General features: G+C 70.6%; 17 protein-coding genes. 6 read left to right on the top strand and 11 right to left on the bottom strand.

All coding sequences use genetic code 11. The features are described from left to right. Window positions 1-473: 473 nt before the first annotated feature. From ACFYP4_RS18465 to ACFYP4_RS18480, 4 genes are all read left to right on the top strand, one after another. Window positions 474-1,247, top strand: coding sequence for an isoprenyl transferase (locus ACFYP4_RS18465; protein WP_358851688.1), 774 nt, complete (start codon window positions 474-476; stop codon window positions 1,245-1,247). A 297-nt stretch (window positions 1,248-1,544) separates the two neighbouring features. Continuing rightward, window positions 1,545-2,870: a PhoH family protein gene (locus ACFYP4_RS18470; RefSeq protein ID WP_358851687.1), complete on the top strand. Its 1,326-nt coding sequence runs from the start codon at window positions 1,545-1,547 to the stop codon at window positions 2,868-2,870. Between the two features lie 443 nt (window positions 2,871-3,313). Then, on the top strand, window positions 3,314-4,036 hold the full coding sequence (locus tag ACFYP4_RS18475) for a transglycosylase SLT domain-containing protein (RefSeq protein ID WP_358851686.1): 723 nt from the start codon (window positions 3,314-3,316) through the stop codon (window positions 4,034-4,036). Between the two features lie 152 nt (window positions 4,037-4,188). Continuing rightward, window positions 4,189-5,613, top strand: coding sequence for an AI-2E family transporter (locus tag ACFYP4_RS18480; protein WP_388786332.1), 1,425 nt, complete (start codon window positions 4,189-4,191; stop codon window positions 5,611-5,613). Window positions 5,614-5,714: 101 nt separating this feature from the next. On the opposite strand, the gene ACFYP4_RS18485 is transcribed toward ACFYP4_RS18480, so the two are convergent. Beyond that, window positions 5,715-6,248 carry an alkyl hydroperoxide reductase gene (locus ACFYP4_RS18485; protein WP_358851684.1) on the bottom strand — a complete coding sequence of 178 codons (534 nt, stop codon included), beginning with the start codon at window positions 6,246-6,248 and terminating at the stop codon, window positions 5,715-5,717. A gap of 5 nt (window positions 6,249-6,253) precedes the next feature. Further along, a complete protein-coding gene (locus ACFYP4_RS18490; RefSeq protein WP_358851683.1) occupies window positions 6,254-6,808 on the bottom strand; it encodes a peroxiredoxin in 555 nt (184 codons plus the stop codon). 152 nt (window positions 6,809-6,960) lie between these two features. Here ACFYP4_RS18490 and ACFYP4_RS18495 point away from each other — a divergent pair, with 152 nt between their 5' ends. Then, window positions 6,961-8,034 (top strand): LysR substrate-binding domain-containing protein, encoded by a 1,074-nt coding sequence (locus tag ACFYP4_RS18495; protein ID WP_388786335.1) that lies wholly within the window; start codon window positions 6,961-6,963, stop codon window positions 8,032-8,034. A 65-nt stretch (window positions 8,035-8,099) separates the two neighbouring features. On the opposite strand, the gene ACFYP4_RS18500 is transcribed toward ACFYP4_RS18495, so the two are convergent. From ACFYP4_RS18500 to ACFYP4_RS18520, 5 genes are all read right to left on the bottom strand, one after another. Then, the gene (locus ACFYP4_RS18500; protein ID WP_358851681.1) at window positions 8,100-10,439 is read right to left on the bottom strand and encodes an FtsX-like permease family protein; all 2,340 of its coding nucleotides are present in this window, start codon (window positions 10,437-10,439) and stop codon (window positions 8,100-8,102) included. Next, window positions 10,436-11,125: an ABC transporter ATP-binding protein gene (locus ACFYP4_RS18505; protein WP_358851680.1), complete on the bottom strand. Its 690-nt coding sequence runs from the start codon at window positions 11,123-11,125 to the stop codon at window positions 10,436-10,438. The genes ACFYP4_RS18500 and ACFYP4_RS18505 overlap by 4 nt, the downstream gene beginning before the upstream one ends. Beyond that, the gene (locus ACFYP4_RS18510) at window positions 11,122-11,646 is read right to left on the bottom strand and encodes a PadR family transcriptional regulator (RefSeq protein WP_358851679.1); all 525 of its coding nucleotides are present in this window, start codon (window positions 11,644-11,646) and stop codon (window positions 11,122-11,124) included. The genes ACFYP4_RS18505 and ACFYP4_RS18510 overlap by 4 nt, the downstream gene beginning before the upstream one ends. Before the next feature lie 207 nt (window positions 11,647-11,853). After that, the gene (locus ACFYP4_RS18515; protein WP_358851678.1) at window positions 11,854-12,117 is read right to left on the bottom strand and encodes a hypothetical protein; all 264 of its coding nucleotides are present in this window, start codon (window positions 12,115-12,117) and stop codon (window positions 11,854-11,856) included. Further along, window positions 12,114-13,061 carry an SPFH domain-containing protein gene (locus ACFYP4_RS18520; protein WP_358851677.1) on the bottom strand — a complete coding sequence of 316 codons (948 nt, stop codon included), beginning with the start codon at window positions 13,059-13,061 and terminating at the stop codon, window positions 12,114-12,116. The genes ACFYP4_RS18515 and ACFYP4_RS18520 overlap by 4 nt, the downstream gene beginning before the upstream one ends. Window positions 13,062-13,384: 323 nt before the next feature. Here ACFYP4_RS18520 and ACFYP4_RS18525 point away from each other — a divergent pair, with 323 nt between their 5' ends. Further along, window positions 13,385-15,667, top strand: a complete 2,283-nt coding sequence (locus tag ACFYP4_RS18525; RefSeq protein WP_358851676.1) for a transglycosylase domain-containing protein — start codon at window positions 13,385-13,387, stop codon at window positions 15,665-15,667. Window positions 15,668-15,745: 78 nt separating this feature from the next. On the opposite strand, the gene ACFYP4_RS18530 is transcribed toward ACFYP4_RS18525, so the two are convergent. From ACFYP4_RS18530 to ACFYP4_RS18545, 4 genes are all read right to left on the bottom strand, one after another. Next, window positions 15,746-17,845: a SpoIIE family protein phosphatase gene (locus ACFYP4_RS18530; RefSeq protein WP_388786338.1), complete on the bottom strand. Its 2,100-nt coding sequence runs from the start codon at window positions 17,843-17,845 to the stop codon at window positions 15,746-15,748. 370 nt (window positions 17,846-18,215) lie between these two features. Further along, a complete protein-coding gene (locus ACFYP4_RS18535; protein ID WP_358850294.1) occupies window positions 18,216-18,908 on the bottom strand; it encodes a DUF402 domain-containing protein in 693 nt (230 codons plus the stop codon). A gap of 70 nt (window positions 18,909-18,978) precedes the next feature. Further along, complete coding sequence (locus ACFYP4_RS18540) at window positions 18,979-20,364, bottom strand: class II fumarate hydratase (protein WP_388786340.1); 1,386 nt, start codon at window positions 20,362-20,364, stop codon at window positions 18,979-18,981. Window positions 20,365-20,444: 80 nt separating this feature from the next. Then, window positions 20,445-22,112 (bottom strand): fumarate hydratase, encoded by a 1,668-nt coding sequence (locus tag ACFYP4_RS18545; RefSeq protein WP_358850292.1) that lies wholly within the window; start codon window positions 22,110-22,112, stop codon window positions 20,445-20,447. Window positions 22,113-22,183: the final 71 nt, after the last annotated feature.

The following is a 22,183-nucleotide window of genomic DNA, read 5'->3' on the forward strand; positions in this document are numbered from 1 at the left end:
CCAGGCACCTCATACGTGCGCGCAGACCCCCGAAACCTCCATGGATTCCCCCGATCCTCCTTCGAATCCGCTGTGATCCGGCCGAGCGGTGCCTGGAATCACGGGTTCCGTGTTCATCGGGACGTTGCCGGGCGACTCCGGAGAGTAGTTGTCTGCCGCCGATGCACGCAGCATCACTTACGAAGGGTTATGGTGGAAACCCCCCCTCGGGCCGGTCCGTCTCCCCCCCACGGACCGGCCCGTTTTTTGTGCTTCCGCGCGGTGGCCCCCACGGGGCGTCCCGGCCCGGTTCCGCTCGGCGCCGCGTGCGACACGGGGGAGTCGTCCATCGATGCGAAAGCGCCTCACCGCGCTGACACCCCTGGGCGGAGCTCCAGTTGCGCGGGGGTAGGCTTCGCCCCCGGGGACCGCCATATGGACAGGGATTGCGCCCGCTCGCGCCTGTCTGATCCGCACGGAGGGGCTGACAACACGTGACCTTGCGCGACAACCTGCGCCGTCTGCTGGTCAGGTTCTACACACGCAGGGTGGAAGGCCACCTCGACCACGACCAGGTGCCCAAGCACATCGGCGTCATCATGGACGGCAACCGCCGGTGGGCGAAGGCCGCGGGCAGCACCGCCGCCCAGGGCCACCGCGCCGGGGCGGACAAGATCGAGGAGTTCCTCGGCTGGTGCTCCGAGACCGACGTCGAGGTCGTCACCCTCTGGCTGCTCTCCACGGACAACTTCGACCGTCCGAAGGAGGAGCTGGTCCCCCTCCTGGAGATCATCGAGGGCGTCGTGCGCACCCTCGCCGCCGACGGCCGCTGGCGCGTCCACCACGTGGGCACGCCCGACATCCTGCCCTCGCAGATGCAGACCGTCCTCAAGGAGGCCGAGGAGACCACGGCGCACGTCGACGGCATAGTCGTCAACGTCGCCATCGGCTACGGCGGCCGCCAGGAGATCGCCGACGCCGTGCGTTCCATGCTCCTCGACGCCGCCGACAAGGGCACCACGATCGCGGACCTCGCCGACTCCGTCGACGTCGACCTCATCGGCAAGCACCTCTACACGGGTGACCAGCCCGACCCGGACCTGGTGATCCGCACCAGCGGCGAGCAGCGCCTGTCCGGGTTCATGCTGTGGCAGACGGCCCACTCGGAGTATTACTTCTGTGAGGTCTTCTGGCCGGCCTTCCGCAAGGTCGACTTCCTGCGCGCCCTGCGCGACTACGCCGCCCGGCACCGGCGGTACGGCGGCTGACAACACCGCCCCCAGGGGACACACGTCACCGGGAGTTAACGAACGCGCCGTCATGCCCTTTGGCATGGCGGCGCTCGTTACAGGGCATAAAGCCTCCAGGTCGACACCCGAACCACGGGTGTCGGATCTCAGCGGACGGCACGGGGCCGTCCGCCCGGGAGGCCCTTTGCACCAGCCCGACCGTGTGGTCAGCACGGACGAAGCGGAGGGCCGGTCCCCGGCCCGCGCAGCGTGGCCGAGACCGGTCCAGATCTCCTTCGTCGCTCCCCGACCTCATCCGAGGGGGTACGTCCTTCCGTGGTGACCAGCGCAAAGCGCCACAAGCCAGACCGGCGCACCTATGTTCTCGACACCAGCGTCCTGCTGGCCGATCCGCACGCGATGAACCGCTTCGACGAGCACGAAGTCGTGCTGCCGATCGTCGTGGTCACGGAACTGGAGGCCAAGCGGCACCATCCCGAACTCGGCTACTTCGCCCGGCAGGCCCTGCGCCTGCTCGACGAGTTCCGGGTACGGCACGGCCGGCTCGACGCCCCGATCCCGGTCGGGGAACTCGGCGGGACCGTGCGCGTCGAGCTCAATCACTCGGACCCCAGCATCCTGCCCAGCGGCTACCGCCTGGGGGACAACGACTCGCGCATCCTCGCGGTCGCCCGCAACCTGCAGGCCGAGGGCTACGACGTCACGGTCGTGTCGAAGGACCTGCCGCTCAGGATCAAGGCGTCGTCCGTCGGCCTCCTCGCCGAGGAGTACCGGGCGGAACTCGCCGTCACGGGCTCGTCGGGCTGGACCGGGATGTCCGAACTGACGCTCCCGGGCGAGCAGGTGGACGTCCTCTTCGAGGAGGGCCACGCCTACGTCCCCGAGGCGGCCGAGCTGCCGGTGCACACGGGTCTGACGATCCAGTCGGAGCGGGGCAAGGCCCTCGGGCGCGTCACGCCCGACGGCAACGTCCGGCTCGTCCGCGGTGACCGGGAGGCCTTCGGGATCAAGGGACGGAGTGCCGAGCAGCGCATCGCTCTCGACCTCCTGCTCGATCCGGACATCGGGATCGTGTCGATGGGCGGCCGGGCCGGCACCGGCAAGTCCGCGCTCGCGCTCTGCGCGGGTCTGGAGGCCGTGCTGGAGCGGCGCCAGCACCAGAAGGTGATGGTGTTCCGGCCGCTGTACGCGGTGGGCGGTCAGGAGCTCGGCTATCTGCCCGGCTCCGAGTCCGAGAAGATGAGCCCCTGGGCGCAGGCGGTCTTCGACACGCTGTCCGCGGTCACCAGCCGCGAGGTCATCGAGGAGATCACCTCACGCGGGATGCTGGAGGTCCTGCCGCTCACGCACATCCGCGGCCGTTCCCTGCACGACGCCTTCGTGATCGTGGACGAGGCGCAGTCCCTGGAACGGAACGTACTGCTGACCGTGTTGTCCCGGATCGGCGCCAATTCGCGGGTCGTACTGACCCACGACGTGGCGCAGCGGGACAATCTGCGGGTCGGCCGGTACGACGGAGTGGTCGCCGTGGTCGAGAAACTGAAGGGCCATCCGCTCTTCGCGCACGTCACCCTCAATCGGTCCGAAAGGTCGCAGATCGCCGCCCTGGTGACCGAAATGCTGGAGGACGGACACATCTAGGGTCACCCGTCCCGTACCGGGCAACTTGGTGCGGTTGCGGACTGATTGGCGCCGTCCGGCAAAGGCGAAGAGCCTAGCCGGGCGGCGTCTTGTTGCGCGCCCGTTTCCGAGAAACCACTGGGGCAAACGAGGTGTGAGCTTTCACACGCAACGGAGAATTGCCTCGCGGCGTCGGGTTACGGCAGAGTCTCGTTCCTGTCAGGCCCCGCATACGACACACGTGTACCCATGGGGGTACCTCCCAGGCCCTTCAAGGCACTGGGGGAGATACGGCACAACAGGAACCACCAGAACTCCATAGAGCCGTCGTATGCCGCCCGAGCACCACGCGGCACTCCCCGAGCGGGAGTTGCCCACCGGGTCCGTGCCTCCCGTGACCCCGCAGTTGGGAGGCCAGCGCCAAGGGGCACGATTGCGTCCGCGAGGGTCACCTACAGCGGGCGATGCTGGAAGGAAACCGAGTGAGCCGGATTTCGGTCCGGGGATTCGCAGTGGCTTCTGCCACCGCGGTCACCGCTGTTGGCGCCGTCACCGGTGTTGCCGCGGGCAGCACCGCGCAGTCCCCCAACGACGCCGAGGCGACGGCCAGCGACGCGACGCTCCTCGCGGACATCCCCGCGGGGCAGCAGGCCCAGGTGCAGACCGCCTCCCTGACGCAGCAGGCGGACGTCCAGGCCATCGCCGCGGACGCCAGCGCCAAGAAGGACGCGGAGGAAGCGGCCCGCAAGCAGGCCGCCGAGGACGCGATCGCCAAGCAGAAGGCCGCGGAGAAGGCCGAGCAGGAGGCCAAGGAGCGCAAGAAGGCGGAGGCCGCCACCAAGGCCAGCCGCTCCGCCACGCGCGACGTGTCCACCTTCGCCGTCCAGAGCTCGTACAGCATCGCGCAGATCCAGGCGATGGCGCGCCAGGTGGTGCCGAGCGGCCAGTTCCAGTGCTTCAGCAACATCGTGGACCACGAGTCCAGCTGGAACTACAAGGCGGTCAACGCCTCTTCCGGTGCCTACGGTCTCTTCCAGGCGCTGCCCGGTTCGAAGATGTCGTCCGTTGGTTCCGACTGGCAGACGAACCCGGCCACCCAGATCAAGTGGGGTCTCAACTACATGGACAGCCGCTACGGCAGCCCGTGCGAGGCCTGGACGTTCTGGCAGGCCAACCACTGGTACTAGGAACGGTCCGGCGGTGACGCGCCGACGGAACCTCACGAAGCCCCTCCCCGTCCTCGGGTGAGGGGCTTCGGCCGTGCCGCGACCGGCGGGGTACCGTCGGACGGTACGACTCCGGGGGAGTGGTGGGGAGCAACGGGGGAAGAGGACGGATCATGTCGCGAGTGCCCAGATGGCTCGGTCGTATCGGAGCATCACTGACCGAGTGGGGAGAGCGGTTGGACGAGCGCCGCGCCGAGGTCGAGCGAGAGACGCGGGGGGAGCCCGACGACGCGGACGTCCCCCGCGGATCCGCGGCGCCCGTCCCGGGCCGCCGCGCGCCCGGCCGCACCCGGAAGGACCCGGCGGACGACGGGGACGGAACCACCACCTCCGCGGCTGAGGACTCCGCGTCCGAACACGTCCCGGCGCCTCCCCTGTACGCGCCCGCCGTGGCCGCCCGCCCCGACCCTTCCGCGGCCGTGCCGTGGGGCGTACGGGTCGCGGCCGAGGCCGGCTGGCGGCTGCTCGTCCTCGCGGGCACCGTCTGGGTGCTGATGCGGGTCATCAGCGCCGTGCAGCTGGTGATCCTCGCCTTCGTGGCGGCGCTGCTCATCACCGCGCTGCTCCAGCCCACGGTGGCGCGGCTGCGCCGGCTCGGCGTCCCGCGGGGACTTGCGACGGCGCTCACCGCGATCCTCGGGTTCGTCGTCATGGGCCTGGTCGGCTGGTTCGTGGTGTGGCAGGTCATGGAGAACATCGACAACCTCTCCAGCCAGGTCCAGGACGGCATCGACGAGCTGCGCAAGTGGCTTCTCAACAGCCCGTTCCACGTCACCGACAAGCAGATCAACGAGATCGCCAAGAACCTGCGCGAGGCGGTCGGGGCCAACACGGACCAGATCACGTCCGCCGGGCTCGAAGGCGTCACGGTCATCGTGGAGGGCCTGACCGGGATCCTGCTGACGATGTTCTCGACGCTGTTCCTGCTGTACGACGGCAAGCGCATCTGGCAGTGGACGCTCAAGCTCGTCCCCGCCGCCGCCCGTCCGGGTGTCGCCGGCGCCGGTCCGCGTGCCTGGCGCACGCTGACCGCCTACGTCCGGGGCACGGTGATCGTCGCCCTGATCGACGCCATCTTCATCGGCCTCGGCATCTACTTCCTCGACGTCCCGATGGCCGTCCCGCTCGCCGTCTTCATCTTCCTCTTCGCCTTCATCCCGCTCGTGGGAGCCGTGGTGTCGGGCGCCCTCGCCGTCGTCGTCGCGCTCGTCACCCAGGGCGTGTTCGCGGCCGTCATGGTCCTCGCCGTGGTCCTCGCCGTCCAGCAGATCGAGGGGCACATCCTCCAGCCGTTCATCCTCGGGCGGGCCGTGCGGGTGCACCCGCTCGCCGTCGTCCTGTCCGTCGCCGCGGGCGGGATGATCGCGGGGATCGGCGGCGCGGTCGTGGCGGTGCCGCTGGTCGCCGTCACCAACTCGGTCGTCGGCTACCTCCGCTCCTACGCCGAGGAGACCGCCCTGCGCCAGGCCCAGGTGCAGAGCGCGCCGCGGGCTGAACTCCCGGCCCGCCCGGCGTTCGCGGACGAGCGCGAAGCGTGATGACGGGGGTCCGGGGACGGGACGAGTAGGGGCACAGGGGCGCGAACGGGCGGAGCCCCGCCCACCTGACGGTGAGCGGGGCTCCGGGAAGCGGCCGAGGACTACTCGGCGAGAACGGCTTCCGCGTCCAGCGTCGTACCGACCGCCTGGATCACCGAGGCGATCTTGAACGCCTCCTGGATCGTCTCCCGGTCGACCCCGGCCTTGCGGAGCACCTGCTCGTGCGAGTCGAGGCACTGCCCGCAGCCGTTGACGGCCGAGACGGCGAGCGACCACAGCTCGAAGTCGACCTTCTCGACACCGGGGTTGCCGATGACGTTCATCCGCAGACCGGCGCGCAGCGTCCCGTACTCCGGGTCGGAGAGCAGGTGCCGCGTCCGGTAGAAGACGTTGTTCATCGCCATGATGGCGGCCGCGGACTTGGCGGCGCCGTACGCCTCGGCCGAGAGGTTCGCCTTGGCCTCGGGCTCCAGCTCCCGCAGGACCCGCGGGGAGCGGGACGCGATGGCGCAGGCGAGCACCGTGCCCCACAGCTGCTGCTGCGGAAGCTCGGAGTTGCCGATCACCGAACCGAGGTTCAGCCGGAGATCCTTGGCGTAGTCCGGTATGGCGGACTTGAGTTCATCGAGAGCCATGAGGGTCACTCACCGGCCAGCAGCGCGACCGGGTCGAGGGTGGTCTCGCCCTTGGTCCAGTTGCACGGGCACAGCTCGTCCGTCTGCAGGGCGTCGAGCACCCGCAGGACCTCCTTGGGGTTACGGCCGACGGAGCCGGCGGTCACCATGGAGAACTGGATCTCGTTGTTCTGGTCGACGATGAAGACGGCGCGCTTGGCGAAGCCGTCCTCGCCCTCGATGCCGAGGTCACGCATGAGCTCGTGCTTCGAGTCGGCCATCATCGGGAAGGGCAGGTCGCGCAGGTCCTCGTGGTCCTTGCGCCAGGCGTGGTGGACGAACTCGGAGTCGCCGGAGAAGCCGAGCACCTGGGCGTCACGGTCGGCGAACTCGCTGTTCAGCTTGCCGAAGGCGGCGATCTCGGTCGGGCACACGAAGGTGAAGTCCTTGGGCCACGCGAAGATGACCTTCCACTGACCCTCGTAGGTCTTGTGGTTGATCTGCTGGAACTCCTCGCCCTTCTCCAGCGAGACGCAGGCGGTCAGGTCGAACTCGGGGAACTTGTCACCAACAGTGAGCACGCGCTCTCCTTGCAGCGAGGAAACACCCCTTTTGAGGATGTATCCCATGGGTTGGACGCTGATGATGTTGGCACAGGCTGCATTGATTAGTGAAATAGCTACACTCGGTCGTGTTGATCGGTGTCGGCTATCAGTAGCAATGAGTAAGGGGTATGGCCATGGTGAGCGCGAGCGGCTCGACGGGTCCCGTGGTTTCCCCGGGTGTGCAGAGCCCCCTCGGGAACGGGCCGCTCGGTCCCAAGGGCTCCCTCGGTCCCAAGGGTTCCCTCGGCCCGAAGGGTTCTCTCGGCTCCAAGGGCAACGGCCGGCGGCAGCCCAGCCTCGCGCAGCTGCGGGCGTTCGCCGCCGTCGCGGAGCACCTGCACTTCCGGGACGCCGCCGCCGCGATCGGCATGAGCCAGCCCGCCCTGTCGGGTGCCGTCTCGGCCCTGGAGGAGACGCTCGGGGTGACCCTGCTGGAGCGTACGACGCGCAAGGTGCTCCTCTCGCCCGAGGGCGAGCGTCTCGCCGTACGGGCCAAGGCGGTGCTCGACGCGGTCGGGGCGCTGATGGAGGAGGCCGAGGCGGTACGGGCGCCGTTCACGGGGGTGCTGCGGCTCGGAGTGATCCCCACCGTGGCGCCGTACCTGCTGCCTACCGTCCTGAAGCTGGTCCACGACCGCTACCCCGACCTCGACCTCCAGGTCCACGAGGAGCAGACGGCCAACCTGCTGGACGGGCTCGCCGTCGGGCGGCTGGACCTGCTGCTGCTCGCGGTGCCGCTCGGCATGCCGGGCGTGGTCGAACTCCCCTTGTTCGACGAGGACTTCGTCCTGGTCACCCCGCTCGACCACTGGCTCGGCGGCCGGGAGGGGATCCCGCGCCAGGCGCTGCGCGAGCTGAACCTGCTGCTGCTGGACGAGGGGCACTGCCTGCGCGATCAGGCGCTGGACATCTGCCGGGAGGCCGGCCGCGCCGACGCGCCGGTCACCACCACCGCCGCCGGACTCTCCACGCTGGTCCAGCTGGTGGCGGGCGGACTCGGCGTGACCCTGCTGCCGCGCACCGCCGTCAAGGTCGAGACGAGCCGCAGCAACCAGCTCCTCACCGGGTACTTCGCGGATCCGGCGCCCACTCGGCAGATCGCGCTGGCGATGCGGGCGGGCGCCGCGCGGGGTGCCGAGTACGAGGAGCTGGCCGCAGCGCTCAGGGAGGCGCTGCGGCCGCTGCCGGTCCGGGTGCTGTGACGCGCCGTCGGGCCCGGCCGGTGCCACGCGGTGCGCGGGCCCGCCCGGTCGCGACCCGCCCGGTGCTACTCGGTGCGCAGCCCGTCCGGTCGCATCAGCCGCAGCAGCGGGGGCAGGCTCAGCGCCGTCACCAGCAGGACGACGCCCGCGCCGATGCCCGCCATCGACAGCACGCTCGGCCAGTCCACGGACACCGAGGTCTGCGTCATCTTCAGCAGGACGGTGCCGAGGGTCAGGCCCACCGTGGTGGCGAGCAGCAGGCCGAGCGCGATCGGGATCGCGGTCTGCCACAGCACCGACAGGCTCAGCGTGCGGCGCCGGGTGCCGAAGGCGACCAGCGCCGACAGGAGCTTCTTGCGCTCGCGCAGCTGCTCCAGCTGTGAGACCAGCAGGCTCGCGCCGATCAGGACGAGGACACCGGTCGCGCCGACGAACAGACCCGTCCGGATGGAGTTGAAGCGCCCCGAACGCTCGCTCTCCGACCAGGAGTTGGTGTTGGTGAGCGGACCGATCCCCGCCGCGGTGTTCCGTACGAGGTCGTGGACGTCCGGCACCGAGCGGTCGATCTGCAGGAAGAGCTGGCCCTCGACGGCCGAGGCCGCCTTCGCGGGCAGGGCGCCGGTGGTGATCAGTATTCCCCCGCGCTCCCAGCCCGTCGGGTCCTCGCGCGACGCGGCCTTCTTCAGGTGCGGGGGCACGGTCCAGGCGACCTGGTGGTGCTTGGGGCTGCCGTCGTAGGACGGGTCGATGTAGAGCGTCCGGCCGGACTTGCCCAGGTCCAGGGTCCCCCTGTCGTACTCGGCGCCCTCCACGGCGAAGACGTCCCCGTCACGGCACGAGGGCAGCCGCGCCACCTCGCGCAGCGACGTGCAGTCGCCGACGGTCAGGTTCACCGACACGTCGGGGTTCCTGGCGCTTTCGCCCACCCCGGCGAAGGACAGCGGCGTCACGCGCCGCACCCCCTCCGTCCGTTCGAAGCGTCCGGCGGCCTCGGCCACGGGGACGCCGTACGGCACGGTGATCTGCATCTGCGCACGCGAGAGGTCGTTGCGGGACTCCTTGGTGTAGTCGTCCTCGACCCCGGCGAACAGCATCTGCAGGGCGATCGCGCCGGCCACCGCCACCGCGATCCCGTTGACCATGCGCGCCGCGCTGCCGCTGCTCAGCTGGAGTCGCCGGACGGCCAGTTGCCAGGCGACCCCGCCCGAGTTCAGCCGGGCCACGACGGATTCGACGACCCAGGGCAGCAGTGCGGTCACGCCGACCAGCAGCAGGATGACACCGCCGACCACCATGTACTGGTTGAAGTCCCCGTTGTCCCGCCCCTGCCCGATCATCGGGTAGAGCAGCGCCAGTCCGCCCAGCGGCACCAGCAGCCGCCACCACAGCCGGCGCCGCGCGGGCCTGGCCGTGCGGACGACACCCAGGGGCTCGATGACGACCCCGCGCAGCGCGAGGAGGGTCACCGCGACCGCCGCGGCCGGGACGGTGACGGCGATCAGCGCCACCAGCGTGGGCGTCGGGCGGAGATCGCCCGGGAACACACTGATCTCGAACAGCTCGATCATCCCCGCGAGCCGGCGGCCCGCCAGGAAGAACCCGGCGCCGAAAACCAGTCCGACGAGTGCCCCCGCCAGGGCCTCGCCGGCCGCGATCCTGCGGGTCATCCGCCCGTCGGCGCCGACCAGGCGCAGCGCCGCGAGCCTGCGGTCGCGCCGCTCGCCGCCGAAGCGCACGGCCGCGGCGATGAAGACCCCGACCGGCATCAGCAGCACCACGAAGACGATCATGATGAGCAGCAGCAGGACGGGATCGAGCCTCTCACCGCCCTGGTGTACCGACCCGAACGAGTCGATGCGCTCGATCCGGACAGTGCTGGTGCGTTCCGTCCGGGAAAGGTCCTGGGAGCCCGCGTAGTAGACGAGTTCGTGCGGGCCGACCAGGCCCGTGTCGCCGACCGTGCCGCTGATCCGGTAGGGGAGCCGCTCGCGCAGCAGCCTGCCCTCGCCGGACTTCAGGAGCCGGGCCAGGTCGGGCGAGACGACCATCTCGCCGGCCCCGGGGAACTTCCCCACCCCCGGCGGCAGCGGTGCGCGGACGCCCTCGGGCTGGATCAGCCGCCCGCGCACGTCCTTGGACCGGAAGGTGGTGTCGGCGGTGGCGATGAGCAGGGACTTGTCGCTCTTCTTGCCGACCACCGAGCTGTACGTCATGTCGTTGCGGGCGCGTTCCCGCTCGTGCCGGGCGTCGAGAGCGCTGGGGATCGCGGTGGTGAGCAGCAGCAGTGCCACCCCGAGTCCCACTCCGACCGCCGTCAGCAGGACGCGTCCCCAGCCCTCACGGCCGCCGGTGACCGCGAACCGGGCGCCCATGGCCAGGTCCCGGGTCCACTGGCGGGCGCTCATACGACGCGCTCCATGTCACGGGACTTGCCGTCGCGCACGACGATCTCGCGGTCGGAGTACGCGGCCACCCGGGCCTCGTGCGTGACGAGGACGACGGCCGCGTTGGTCGAGCGGGCCGCGTCCGTGAGCAGCTCCATCACGCGCTCGCCGTTGAGGGAGTCGAGCGCGCCCGTCGGCTCGTCGGCGAAGAGCACCCGCGGGCCCGTGACCAGCGAGCGGGCGACGGCGACCCGCTGCCCCTGGCCGCCGGAGACCTCGCCGGGGCGCTTGCCCGCGAGATCGTCGACCTCGAGGCGCTGCATCCATGACAGGGCGGTGCGTTCGGCCTCCTTGCGGCCAGTGCCGTTGAGCCGCAGCGGCAGCGCGACGTTCTCGACGCAGGTCAGCTCCGGGACGAGCTGCCCGAACTGGAACACGAACCCGAAGTCGCCGCGCCGCAGGGCGCTGCGCTGGGCGTCGCTCATGCCGGCCATCTCCCGGCCGTCGTACATGATCGAGCCCGAGTCGGGCGGCACGATGCCGGCGAGGCAGTGCAGCAGCGTGGACTTGCCGGAGCCGGAGGGACCCATCACGGCGACGACCTCGCCCGGGTGGATGGAGAACTCGGCGCCGTCCAGGGCGGTGGTCGGGCCGTACGTCTTGCGGAGTTCCGTCGCCGTCAGCAGGGAACCGGCGGGAGACGTCACCGGGTCACCGCCTCGGCGAGCTTGTCGAGCCGCGCCGCGGTGAGTTCGAGCCACCGCAGGTCGGCCTCCAGGTGGAACAGGGCGTGGTCGCAGATCAGCTGGTCCGCGAGGTCGCCCTTGCGCTTGCGGTCGGTCAGGATGCGCATCGTCCGCAGGTGCTCGGCGCGCTGCGTATCGAGGATCTGCGCCGCGTCACGGCGGGTGAGCAGCGCCAGGACGACCTTCGTGTACAGGGTCGACTGAAGGTACAGATCGGGGGGTTCGGGGGTCGCGAGCCAGCGCTGGACATCGGTGATGCCCGCGTCGGTGATGGCGTACCGCTTGCGCTCCGGTCCGCCGCCCGCCTCGATTCCGTCGACCTCCACGAGGCCGTTCTTCAGCAGACGGGACATCGTCGAGTAGACCTGGCCGTAGTGCAGCGACCGGTCGTGACCGAACTTTTCGTCGAAGGCCCGCTTCAGGTCGTAGCCGTGGCGGGGCCCGGACTCGAGGAGTCCCAGGAGTGTGTGACCGATGGACATGCGGAGCACTCTACACAGTGCGTATACACCTCGCGTATACATGCAGTGGACAGACCGGGGCGGGGTGCGCTTCCGGCCAGGTCAGCGACGGATGTCACGGTTCCGTCACCGAGCTGCCTCGCGGGGGCTGGGTTCTTCAGCCCTTCCGTGGAGATGGCGCCCGGCCGGCGTTCGAGGGCGAGGCCGGTCGGGCCGACACGGCGGGCGTCAGTCCTCCGGCTCCCCGGAGGCAACCGGCGGACGCCCCCGGCGAGGAATCGGTCCCGCCGCCCCCGGCAGCCGCCCCGCCTCCCCCAGCGCCCGCCGCAGCAGGAACTCGATCTGGGCGTTGGTGGACCGCAGTTCGTCCCCGGCCCAGCGGGCCAGCGCGTCATGGACGAGCGGGTCCAGCCGCAGCAGCACCTGCTTGCGCTGCTGCGGCCGGCGCCGGGGCGCACCTTCCGCGGGAGTTCCCTCCGCCGGAGCCGTCACTGGTAGAGGGACCCGGTGTTCAGCACGGGCTGCGCCGCACGGTCCCCGCAGAGCACCACCATCAGGTTCGACACCATCGCCGCCTTCCGCTCGGAGTCCAGCTCGACGATCTCCCGTTCGGCGATGCGGGCGATCGCCGCCTCGACCATCCCGACGGCACCGTCGACGATCTGCCGCCGCGCCGCCACGACCGCCCCCGCCTGCTGGCGCTGGAGCATCGCCGACGCGATCTCGGGAGCGTACGCGAGATGCGTGAACCGCGACTCGATGATCTGGACGCCGGCGGCCTCCACGCGCGCGTGCAGCTCGACGGCGAGCTTCTCGGTGATCTCCTCCGCGTTGCCGCGCAGCGACAGGCCGTCCTCGTCGTGCGCGTCGTAGGGGTACTCGATGGCGATGTGCCGTACGGCCGCCTCGGTCTGGGTGGCGACGAACTCCAGGAAGTCGTCCACCTCGAAGCTGGCCTGCGCGGTGTCCTCGACCTTCCAGACCACGACCGCGGCGAGCTCGATCGGGTTGCCGTAGGCGTCGTTGACCTTGAGGACGGCGGTCTCGTGGTTGCGGACCCGGGTCGAGATCTTGGTCCTCGACGTCAGCGGGTTCACCCAGCGCAGACCGTCCTGCCGGATCGTCCCCCGGTACCGTCCGAAGAGCTGGACCACCCGGGCCTCGCCGGGCGCCACCGTGTTCAGGCCGCACATGGCGAAGAAGGCGGTGATGCCGATCAGGACGCCCCCGATGATCAGCGCGGCCTTGACTCCGGTGGCGGTGACCGTCGTGGCGCCGACGATCAGGCCGGCGGACGCCAGCAGTCCGAGCAGCCCCAGCAGCAGCGCGAGCCCGCCGCCGATGCTGTGCGCGGCGAACTCCCGCACGCGCGGCGCGGGCATCTCCGGCAGGTCGGCGTCGGTCGTCGCGTCCGGCGCGGTCTCGTGTGCGGACATGGATGTCCCCCCGTTCCGTGCCGCGCGGCGCTCGTCCGGACGGCACTGGTTGTTAGCTCAACTCTATCTAAGTGATATCACTTTATAGCGTCCGGCAACCTTCTGTGTCCATGGATCGTCGGTTCTGTTGGGACGGGTGCTGATTCTCACGTCCGTAAAAGACCGGATCGGCTGCGCTTTGTCATACCGCGCGGTGTTAGCTTTCTGAGCTGACCTGAGCGGCGAACCTGTGTGACGCACGAGCACCGGCGTGACACGGGAGCACGGCACGACCACGAGACACGACCACGCGACACGAGACCGAAGCGGAGCGGATCGGACCCATGGGACGAGCGGAAGAGAGACGAGCGCGGCAGCGTGGTGGCCGCCGCGCGGCGCCCCGGAGCTCGTCCGGGGCCAAGGGCACCCGCGGTGGCATACGCCGCTTCTTCACCTGGAAGAAGATCGTCGGCACGTTCTTCGGCCTGTGCCTGCTCGTACTGGGCGCGTTCGTCGTGCTGTACATGGTCGTCGGCGTCCCCGAGGGCAACGCGGCCGCGAAACTCCAGAGCAACGTCTACGAGTACAGCGACGGCACCGTCCTGGCGCGGACGGGCGACGTGAACCGCGAGATCGTCGACCTCGGCAAGGTCCCCAAGAAGGTCCAGCGCACCTTCGTCGCCGCCGAGAACAAGTCCTTCTACAAGGACTCGGGCGTGGACCTCAAGGGCACCGCCCGCGGAATCGTCAACACGCTCTCGGGCAAGGGCAAGCAGGGCGGCTCGACGATCACCCAGCAGTACGTCAAGAACTACTACCTCACCCAGGACCAGACCGTCACGCGCAAGCTGAAGGAACTGGTCATCTCGCTGAAGGTGGACCGCCAGAAGTCCAAGGACGCCATCCTCGCGGGCTACATCAACACCAGCTACTACGGCCGCGGCGCGTACGGCATCCAGGCAGCGGCGCAGGCCTACTACCAGGAGGACGCCGAGCGCCTGTCGGTCGAGCAGGGCGCGTACCTCGCCTCGCTCCTCCAGGCCCCGAGCCAGTACGACTGGGCGGTCGCCACCGACACCGGCAGGAAGCTGGTCAAGAACCGCTGGAACTACACCCTCGACAACATGGTCGAGCAGGGCTGGCTGGACGAGGGCGACCGCCAGGACATGACGTTCCCCGTGCCGAAGGCCCCCAAGGGCGCGCCCGGCATGGAGGGCCAGACCGGCTACCTCGTCGACGCGGCCAACAAGGCGCTGATGAAGCAGCTCGTCGCCCAGGGCTCCGCCGTCGACCTGGAGGACGCCGAGGCGAAGGTCGAGGCGGGCGGCTGGACGCTCACCCTGAACATCGACAAGAAGAAGCAGGAGCAGCTGGAGAAGGCCGTCAAGACCCAGCTGACCAGCAAGCTGAACGCCAAGAAGCGCCCGGTCGACGGTGACGTCCAGGCGGGTGCCGCGTCCGTGGACCCGAGGACGGGCAAGGTCCTCGCGCTGTACGGCGGCAAGGACTACGTCAAGCACTTCGTGAACAACGCGACCCGGCGCGACTACCAGCCGGCGTCCACGTTCAAGCCGCTGATCCTCGCCGCCGCCCTCGACCAGGGCGCCACGACACAGGACGGCAAGCCGATCACGGCGAGCACGGTCTACGACGGCACCAGCAGGCGCCCCGTCGTGGACAGCGGCGCCAAGGTCGGCTTCGCGCCTCCGAACGAGGACAACCACAGCTACGGCGACGTCACCGTCCAGACCGCGATGAACAAGTCCGTCAACTCCGTCTTCGCGCAGATGGGCGTCGACGTCGGCATGGACGAGGTCCTGGAGACCGCCGGCGACCTGGGCATGGACACCGAAGGCCTGCAGGCGGTCCCCGCGCAGACCCTGGGCACCATGGGCGCCAGCCCGCTGGAGATGGCCGGCGTCTACGCCACCCTCGACAACCACGGGAAGAAGGTCACCCCCGCCGTGGTGAAGTCCGCCGAGCACAAGGACTACGAGGTCACGATCCCGGCCGCGATCGGCCAGCGGGTCATCAGCCGCGAGGCGGCCGACACCGTCACCTCCGTGCTGACCGGCGTGGTCGACGACGGTACGGCGCAGGCGTCGGTCGCCCAGGCGGTGGACCGCAACGGCCAGCAGGTGGCCGGCAAGACGGGCACGTCCGACAACAACAAGTCCGCCTGGTTCACCGGCTACACGCCGACCCTGGTCACCTCGGTGGGCCTCTTCGGCGAGGACGCCAAGAACCAGACGCAGGTCTCCCTCAAGGGCGCCACGGGTCTCCTCCCGGGCAGCGGCCGCGTCAACGGCGGTGGTTACCCCGCCCAGATCTGGGCCTCGTACACCTTCGCCGCCATGGGCAGGGTGACCGCGTTCGACCTGGAGACCACCCAGGGCGCGGCCGTCCCGCCGACCGAGACGCCGACGCCGACTCCCACACCCAGCGACACGCCGTCGGCGACGCCGTCGACGAAGAAGCCGACGCCGACTCCTACGCCCAGCGACAGCGCGACCCCGTCGGAGAAGCCCTCCACCAAGCCGACGACCAAGCAGCCGGTCACACCGAGCCCGACGACCAGCGAGGAATTGCCGGAGGACCCGCTGCGGCCCGACGACGACGACCGCTGACCACACGAGGAGGGCGCCCGGCCGACCGGCCGGGCGCCCTCCTCGTACGTGTGCCCGCGGTGCCGGCGGGCCTCGGGTTCAGCTGCGGTTCAGCTCGAACCAGACGACCTTTCCGGTGCTGAGCCTGGTCGCGCCCCACCGCCGGGCCAGCCGGTTCACCAGATAGAGGCCGCGTCCGCCCTCGTCCGTGGCGCGCGCCTGGCGCAGCCGCGGCAGCTGCGGCACGTCGTCGCCGACCTCGCAGCGCAGCACGTCGGTGCGCAGCAGCCGCAGGGTCACCGGCCGCGAGGCGTAGCGGACGGCGTTGGTCACGACCTCGCTGACGAGCAGCTCCACGGAGTCGCTCATGTCCTCGAGACCCCAGCGGGACAGCGCGCGGCGGGCGAGCCGCCGGGCGCGCCCGGGAGCCGAGTCCTCCGGATCCAGCGTCCAGTACGCCACGTCGCTCGGCGCGATGCCGTCGAACCGGGCGGCGAGCAGGGCGATGTCGTCGTCCCGGTCGCCCGGGCCGAGCATGTCGAGCACCTCGTCGCAGAGGGCCTCCAGCGGCGGCGGATGGTCGGGGCCGGTCAGCTGGGCGGTGGCGGCGAGGCGCTCGCGCAGCTGCTCTATCCCGGTCCACACGTCCCGCAGCCGGGACTCCACCAGGCCGTCCGTGTACAGGAACAGCGTGGCCCCGGCGGGCGCGTCCAGCTCGACCGCCTCGAAGTCCACCCCGCCCACGCCGATCGGGGCGCCCGGCGGCACCCGCAGCACCTCGGCCCGGCCGCCCAGGTGCAGCAGCACCGGCGGCGGATGGCCCGCGTTGGCGATGGTGATCCGGTGCGCGACCGGGTCGTAGACGGCGTACAGGCAGGTCGCCATGCGGTCGGTGCCCAGCCGCTGGGCCTGCTCGTCCAGGTGGTGCAGCACCTCCTGGGGCGGCAGGTCGAGCCCGGCGAGGGTCTGCGCGGTGGTACGCAGCTGGCCCATGATCGCCGCGGACGTCATCGAGTGCCCCATGACGTCGCCGACGACGAGCGCGACGCGGCTGCCCGGCAGGGGAATCGCGTCGTACCAGTCGCCGCCCACCCGGGCCGTCTCGGCGGCCGGCAGATAGCGGGACGCCAGCCGCACACCCGTGGGCCGGGGCAGGGTCTCGGGCAGCATCGTGCGCTGCAGTTCGTCGGCGATGTACGCCTCGCGGCCGTACAGCACCGCCTTGTCGATGCCGAGCGCGCTGTGTGTGGCGAGCTGGGCCGCGACCAGCAGGTCGTCGGTCTCGAACGCCATGCGCTCCGGGCGGCGCAGGAACAGCGCCGCGCCGATCACCCGGCGGCGGCCCCGCAGCGGCGCCAGGATGGCGCGCTGGCCGCCCGGCACGCAGACGTCTTCGCCGAGCAGTTCGGGCAGCGCGGCCCGGGCGGCGGGCGCGTCCGCGAAGACGGGACGCACCCCGCGCAGCACCTCGGCGAGGGCGCCGCCGGGACGCACCTCGCACAGTTCCGCGGTCGTCGTGGACAGGTCGCTCGGCTCGGGCTGGAGCGCGGCGATGAAGCCGCCCTCGGTGTCCCGCTCCTCGGGGATCCGGTCGGTGCGCCGCAGCCGCAGCACGACGGGCCCGGTGGGCCGCTCGTCGCCCACGGGCAGCGGGTCGCGCAGATAGACCAGGATCGCGTCGGAGAAGGTCGGCACGGTCGCCCGGCACAGGCCCATCACGATCTCGTCGAGGTCTATGCCGCGGGCGATCCGCCGGGTCGCGGCGCCCACGAAGCGCAGCCGGTCACCGTCGCGGCGCATCGGCATGGGACCGCTCGGCGGCAGGCCCTGGCCGGTACGCCGGTCCTTGCCGCCGGGGGCAACGGGCGTCCGTTCCTGCTCGCCGCCCGGCTGGACCGGAATGCTCTCCGGAGCGGGGCGGGGGCGGTGCGGGTCCTGCTCGGCGGCGGAGGGCTGTGCGTGCTCGGGTCCTGACGGCACGGACGCGGGCGCACCCGGGCCGCTCGGGGCGTCGCCGGTGCGGGCCTGAGCCGGTAACGCCGAGGGGCCGTGGGCGTCGCCGCGGTCGAACGGAGCCACGGCCGGGACAGTGCCCGGCTGCTCCGGGGTACGCAGGAGCGCCCCGCGGGGGTCCGCGGGGGAGGGCGGCCGCCCGGCGCTGGGCCGGTGGCGCTCGTGCGAGGTCGGGTGCTCCGTCACGCGTGTCGAATCCATCCGTCCGGGGCTGCGCGCCGTGCGCGCAGTTCGTCCCGCAGAAGTGCCGATACCCGGAATACGTGTCCCGGGAACGGAATTTCCGCGTCATGAGGAACGGACCGGCCGGCGATCGGCGCGGACAGCCCGTCCGGTCGCCCGCAGGCCGTACCCGTGTGGCTCTCGTACTCCTCGCTCACGTCCTGCCGCCCCTCGGTGACGTATGCCCAAGCCCGGTGCCTGCCGCGGGAGTTGCCCCTGTCCGCCCTCCCGTCACCGGCCACCACCCCTCAACGACGGTGCCGGGCACCGGCCTTGACCGAATTTGATGCGGAGGACGATCCTACGTTTGTACCACGGGGGCGCATCAAGGGTCTCACGTGGACACGTGCGCGGGCGTACGGTCCCAGTCGTCCGGCAGTGAGGGTACGCCCCATGCCGGGTCCGGGCGCCAGTGCTGCCAGCCGTCCGAGAACGGCGGGCCCCACGCGCGGATCACCTCCACCGCGGAGCGTCCCGCTTCTCTCACCCGCTCCGCCAGTTGAGTATCCATCAGACCGGCCCGCTGCGCCTGTGCGAACTCGTCCTCGTCGAGCCAGCGCCAGGTGCGGTCCGGGTGGACGGCGATGTCCAGGAAGTGGTCGCGGGAGTCGACCCCGCCGGACCAGCGCGCGAGCGGCTCCTCCAGGTTCACGTACCAGTTCTTGAACCGCCAGCCCGGCTCCCAGAACAGCCACACCGACCAGGCGTCGCCCGGACGCGCCAACTTCAGTACGCCGGTGCCCGACCAGCGGCCGCGCCGTACCACCCGCGGCTTGGTGTAACGCGACTCCAGCGGCTCGGAGTGCACCGGCGTGCCGTCGGCGAGCACCGGCTTCACACACTCCGTGCCGGGAGCCATCCACACGGCGAGCAGTTCACCGTCGTCCTGGACGACGGTGACGGGGCGGCAGATGTGGAAGCGCTCGCCGGCGTTCTCCCGGTACCGCCACAGGATCGGGGTCCCGGGGGCCCAGTGTGCCGTCGGTCCGCCCGCTTCCGCTCGTCTCACCGCTCCGCCGTCTGCCATGAACAGATATTAGGTGCCGCAGGCATACGACGCTGCGGTGTGCGTCACGGTTCACGCGGGTGCCCGGCTGTCACGGATGCGTCATCCGCAGCACGTCGAGCGCCTCGTCGAGCTGCTCGCGCGTGAGGTCGCCGCGCTCCACGTAGCCGTTCTCCAGGACGACCTGGCGGATCGTCTTCTGCTCGGCCAGGGCCCTCTTGGCGACCTTGGCCGCCTCCTCGTACCCGATGTACTTGTTGAGCGGCGTCACGACCGAGGGCGACGACTCGGCGTACTCACGGGCGCGTTCGCGGTTCGCGGTGATGCCGTCGACCGTCCGGTCGGCGAGCAGGCGCGCCACGTTGGCGAGCAGCCGGACGGACTCCAGCACGTTCTTGGCGATGACCGGAAGCATCACGTTGAGCTCGAAGTTCCCGGCGGCGCCCGCCGCGGCCACGGTGGCGTCGTTGCCCGTCACCTGGGCGGCGACCATCAGCACGGCCTCCGGGATGACCGGATTCACCTTCCCCGGCATGATCGAGGAACCCGGCTGGAGGTCGGGCAGGTTGATCTCCGCGAGCCCGGTCCGCGGTCCGGACGCCATCCACCGCAGGTCGTTGGCGATCTTCGTGAGTCCGACGGCGATGGTCCGCAGCTGCCCGCTGGTCTCGACGATGCCGTCCCGCGCGCCCTGCGCCTCGAAGTGGTCGCGTGCCTCGGTGAGCGGCAGCCCGGTCGTCCGCGCGACCTCGTCGATCACCGCGGCGGCGAACCCGGCCGGGGTGTTGATGCCCGTGCCCACGGCCGTGCCGCCGAGGGGCAGTTCGGCCAGCCGCGGCAGCGAGGACCGCAGCCGCTCGACCCCGTACCGCACCTGCGCCGCGTAACCGCCGAACTCCTGGCCCAGCGTCACCGGCGTCGCGTCCATCAGGTGCGTACGCCCGGACTTGACGACGTCCGCGAACTCCTCGGACTTGCGCCCGAGGGAGGCGGCGAGATGCTCCAGGGCCGGGACGAGGTCGCGCGTGACGGCGGCGGTCGCCGCGATGTGGATGCTGGAGGGGAAGACGTCGTTGGACGACTGCGAGGCGTTCACGTGGTCGTTCGGGTGCACGTCCCGGCCCAGCCGCTCGGTGGCGAGCGTGGCGATGACCTCGTTGGTGTTCATGTTGGACGACGTGCCGGACCCCGTCTGGAAGACGTCCACGGGGAAGTGCTCGTCCCAGCGCCCCTCGGCCACCTCGGCCGCGGCGTCCCCGATGGCCTCGGCGACGTCCTTGTCGAGCACCCCCAGTTCGGCGTTCACCTTCGCGGCGGCCGCCTTGATCCGGGCGAGGGCCTCGATGTGGGCGCGCTCCAGATGCTGCCCGGAGATCGGGAAGTTCTCCACGGCCCGCTGCGTCTGGGCCCGCCACTTGGCGTGCGCCGGGACGCGGACCTCTCCCATGGAGTCGTGCTCGATGCGGTAGTCACTCATACCGGGTACAGCGTGGGAGGGGCGGGGGATGTTCCCCCGCCGCCCCCGTCCACCCGAACGCCGGAGGGGTCGGACACGGCCTAGCCCAGCCCGGGCCCCCGTACGGGGATCGACGTGAACGTCGGTGCCGGCGCGGGGTCCTTGAAGAAGTCGTTGCCCTTGTCGTCGACGACCACGAACGCCGGGAAGTCCTCGACCTCGATCTTCCAGACCGCCTCCATGCCGAGCTCCTCGTACTCGACGACCTCGACCTTCTTGATGCAGTCCTGCGCGAGCCGCGCCGCCGGCCCCCCGATCGACCCGAGATAGAAGCCGCCGTGCGCACCGCACGCGTCGGTCACCTGCTGGGACCGGTTCCCCTTGGCGAGCATCACCTTGGAACCCCCCGCCGCCTGGAACTGCTCGACGTAGGAGTCCATCCGGCCGGCCGTGGTCGGGCCGAACGAGCCGGACGCGTAACCCTCGGGCGTCTTCGCCGGGCCCGCGTAGTACACCGGGTGGTCCTTCAGGTACTGCGGCATCTCCTCGCCCGCGTCCAGCCGCTCCTTGATCTTGGCGTGCGCGATGTCGCGCGCCACCACGAGCGGCCCGGAGAGCGAGAGCCGGGTCTTCACCGGGTGCTTGGTCAGCTCGGCGAGGATGTCGTCCATCGGCTGGTTGAGGTCGATCCGCACCACGTCGGACGCCTCGTCCAGGTGCTCGTCGGTGGTGTCCGGCAGGAACCGCGCCGGGTCCGTCTCCAGCTGCTCGAGGAAGACGCCCTCGGCGGTGATCTTCGCGACGGCCTGGCGGTCGGCGGAACACGACACCGCGATCGCGACGGGGCAGGACGCGCCGTGCCGGGGCAGGCGGACCACACGCACGTCGTGGCAGAAGTACTTGCCGCCGAACTGCGCGCCGATCCCGATCCGCTGCGTCAGCTCGAAGACCTTCTCCTCCAGCTCCTTGTCCCGGAAGCCGTGGCCGAGCGGCGAGCCCTCGGCCGGAATCTCGTCCAGGTAGTGCGCGGAGGCGTACTTGGCGGTCTTGAGGGCGTACTCGGCGCTCGTACCGCCGACGACGATCGCCAGGTGGTACGGCGGGCAGGCGGCCGTGCCGAGCGAACGGATCTTCTCCTCCAGGAACTTCATCATGGAGGACTCGTTCAGGACGGCCTTCGTCTCCTGGTAGAGGAACGACTTGTTGGCCGAGCCGCCGCCCTTCGCCATGAAGAGGAACTTGTAGGCGCCGCCGTCGGTCGCGTACAGCTCGATCTGGGCCGGCAGGTTGGAGCCGGTGTTCTTCTCGTCCCACATGGTCAGCGGGGCCATCTGCGAGTACCGCAGGTTGAGGTTCAGGTACGCGTCGTAGATGCCGCGGGAGAGGGCGGCCTCGTCGCCGCCCTCGGTCAGCACGTTCTGTCCGCGCTTGCCCATCACGATCGCCGTGCCGGTGTCCTGGCACATCGGGAGCACGCCCGCGGCGGCGATGTTCGCGTTCTTGAGCAGGTCGAGCGCGACGAACTTGTCGTTGCCCGACGCCTCCGGGTCGTCGATGATGCGGCGCAGCTGGGCCAGGTGGGCGGGCCGCAGGTAGTGCTGGATGTCGTGGATGGCCTCCGCGGCCAGCTTGCGCAGCGCCTCCGGCTCCACCTTGAGGAAGGTCCGCCCGTCGGCCTCGAAGGTGGAGACACCCTCGGAGGTCACCAGCCGGTAGGGGGTGGTGTCCTCTCCCATGGGGAGCAGATCGGTGTACGCGAACTCAGGCATGTCGCCCATTCCTCACTCGACAGACAGCGGCTGGCCTCCGTTGGCAGCGTCCACCAGCGTAGAACCTGGCG

The sequence above is a fragment of the Streptomyces sp. NPDC005551 genome (assembly GCF_042871785.1).
GTDB lineage: Bacteria > Actinomycetota > Actinomycetes > Streptomycetales > Streptomycetaceae > Streptomyces.

Excerpts from the sequence above, each read along its gene's own strand:
- ACFYP4_RS18480 (WP_388786332.1), top strand. The coding sequence starts at position 4,189 with ATGTCGCGAGTGCCCAGATGGCTCGGTCGTATCGGAGCATCACTGACC.
- ACFYP4_RS18495 (WP_388786335.1), top strand. The coding sequence starts at position 6,961 with ATGGCCATGGTGAGCGCGAGCGGCTCGACGGGTCCCGTGGTTTCCCCG.
- ACFYP4_RS18475 (WP_358851686.1), top strand. The coding sequence starts at position 3,314 with ATGCTGGAAGGAAACCGAGTGAGCCGGATTTCGGTCCGGGGATTCGCA.
- ACFYP4_RS18535 (WP_358850294.1), bottom strand. The coding sequence starts at position 18,908 with ATGGCAGACGGCGGAGCGGTGAGACGAGCGGAAGCGGGCGGACCGACG.
- ACFYP4_RS18525 (WP_358851676.1), top strand. The coding sequence starts at position 13,385 with ATGGGACGAGCGGAAGAGAGACGAGCGCGGCAGCGTGGTGGCCGCCGC.
- ACFYP4_RS18485 (WP_358851684.1), bottom strand. The coding sequence starts at position 6,248 with ATGGCTCTCGATGAACTCAAGTCCGCCATACCGGACTACGCCAAGGAT.
- ACFYP4_RS18500 (WP_358851681.1), bottom strand. The coding sequence starts at position 10,439 with ATGAGCGCCCGCCAGTGGACCCGGGACCTGGCCATGGGCGCCCGGTTC.
- ACFYP4_RS18540 (WP_388786340.1), bottom strand. The coding sequence starts at position 20,364 with ATGAGTGACTACCGCATCGAGCACGACTCCATGGGAGAGGTCCGCGTC.
- ACFYP4_RS18520 (WP_358851677.1), bottom strand. The coding sequence starts at position 13,061 with ATGTCCGCACACGAGACCGCGCCGGACGCGACGACCGACGCCGACCTG.
- ACFYP4_RS18510 (WP_358851679.1), bottom strand. The coding sequence starts at position 11,646 with ATGTCCATCGGTCACACACTCCTGGGACTCCTCGAGTCCGGGCCCCGC.
- ACFYP4_RS18545 (WP_358850292.1), bottom strand. The coding sequence starts at position 22,112 with ATGCCTGAGTTCGCGTACACCGATCTGCTCCCCATGGGAGAGGACACC.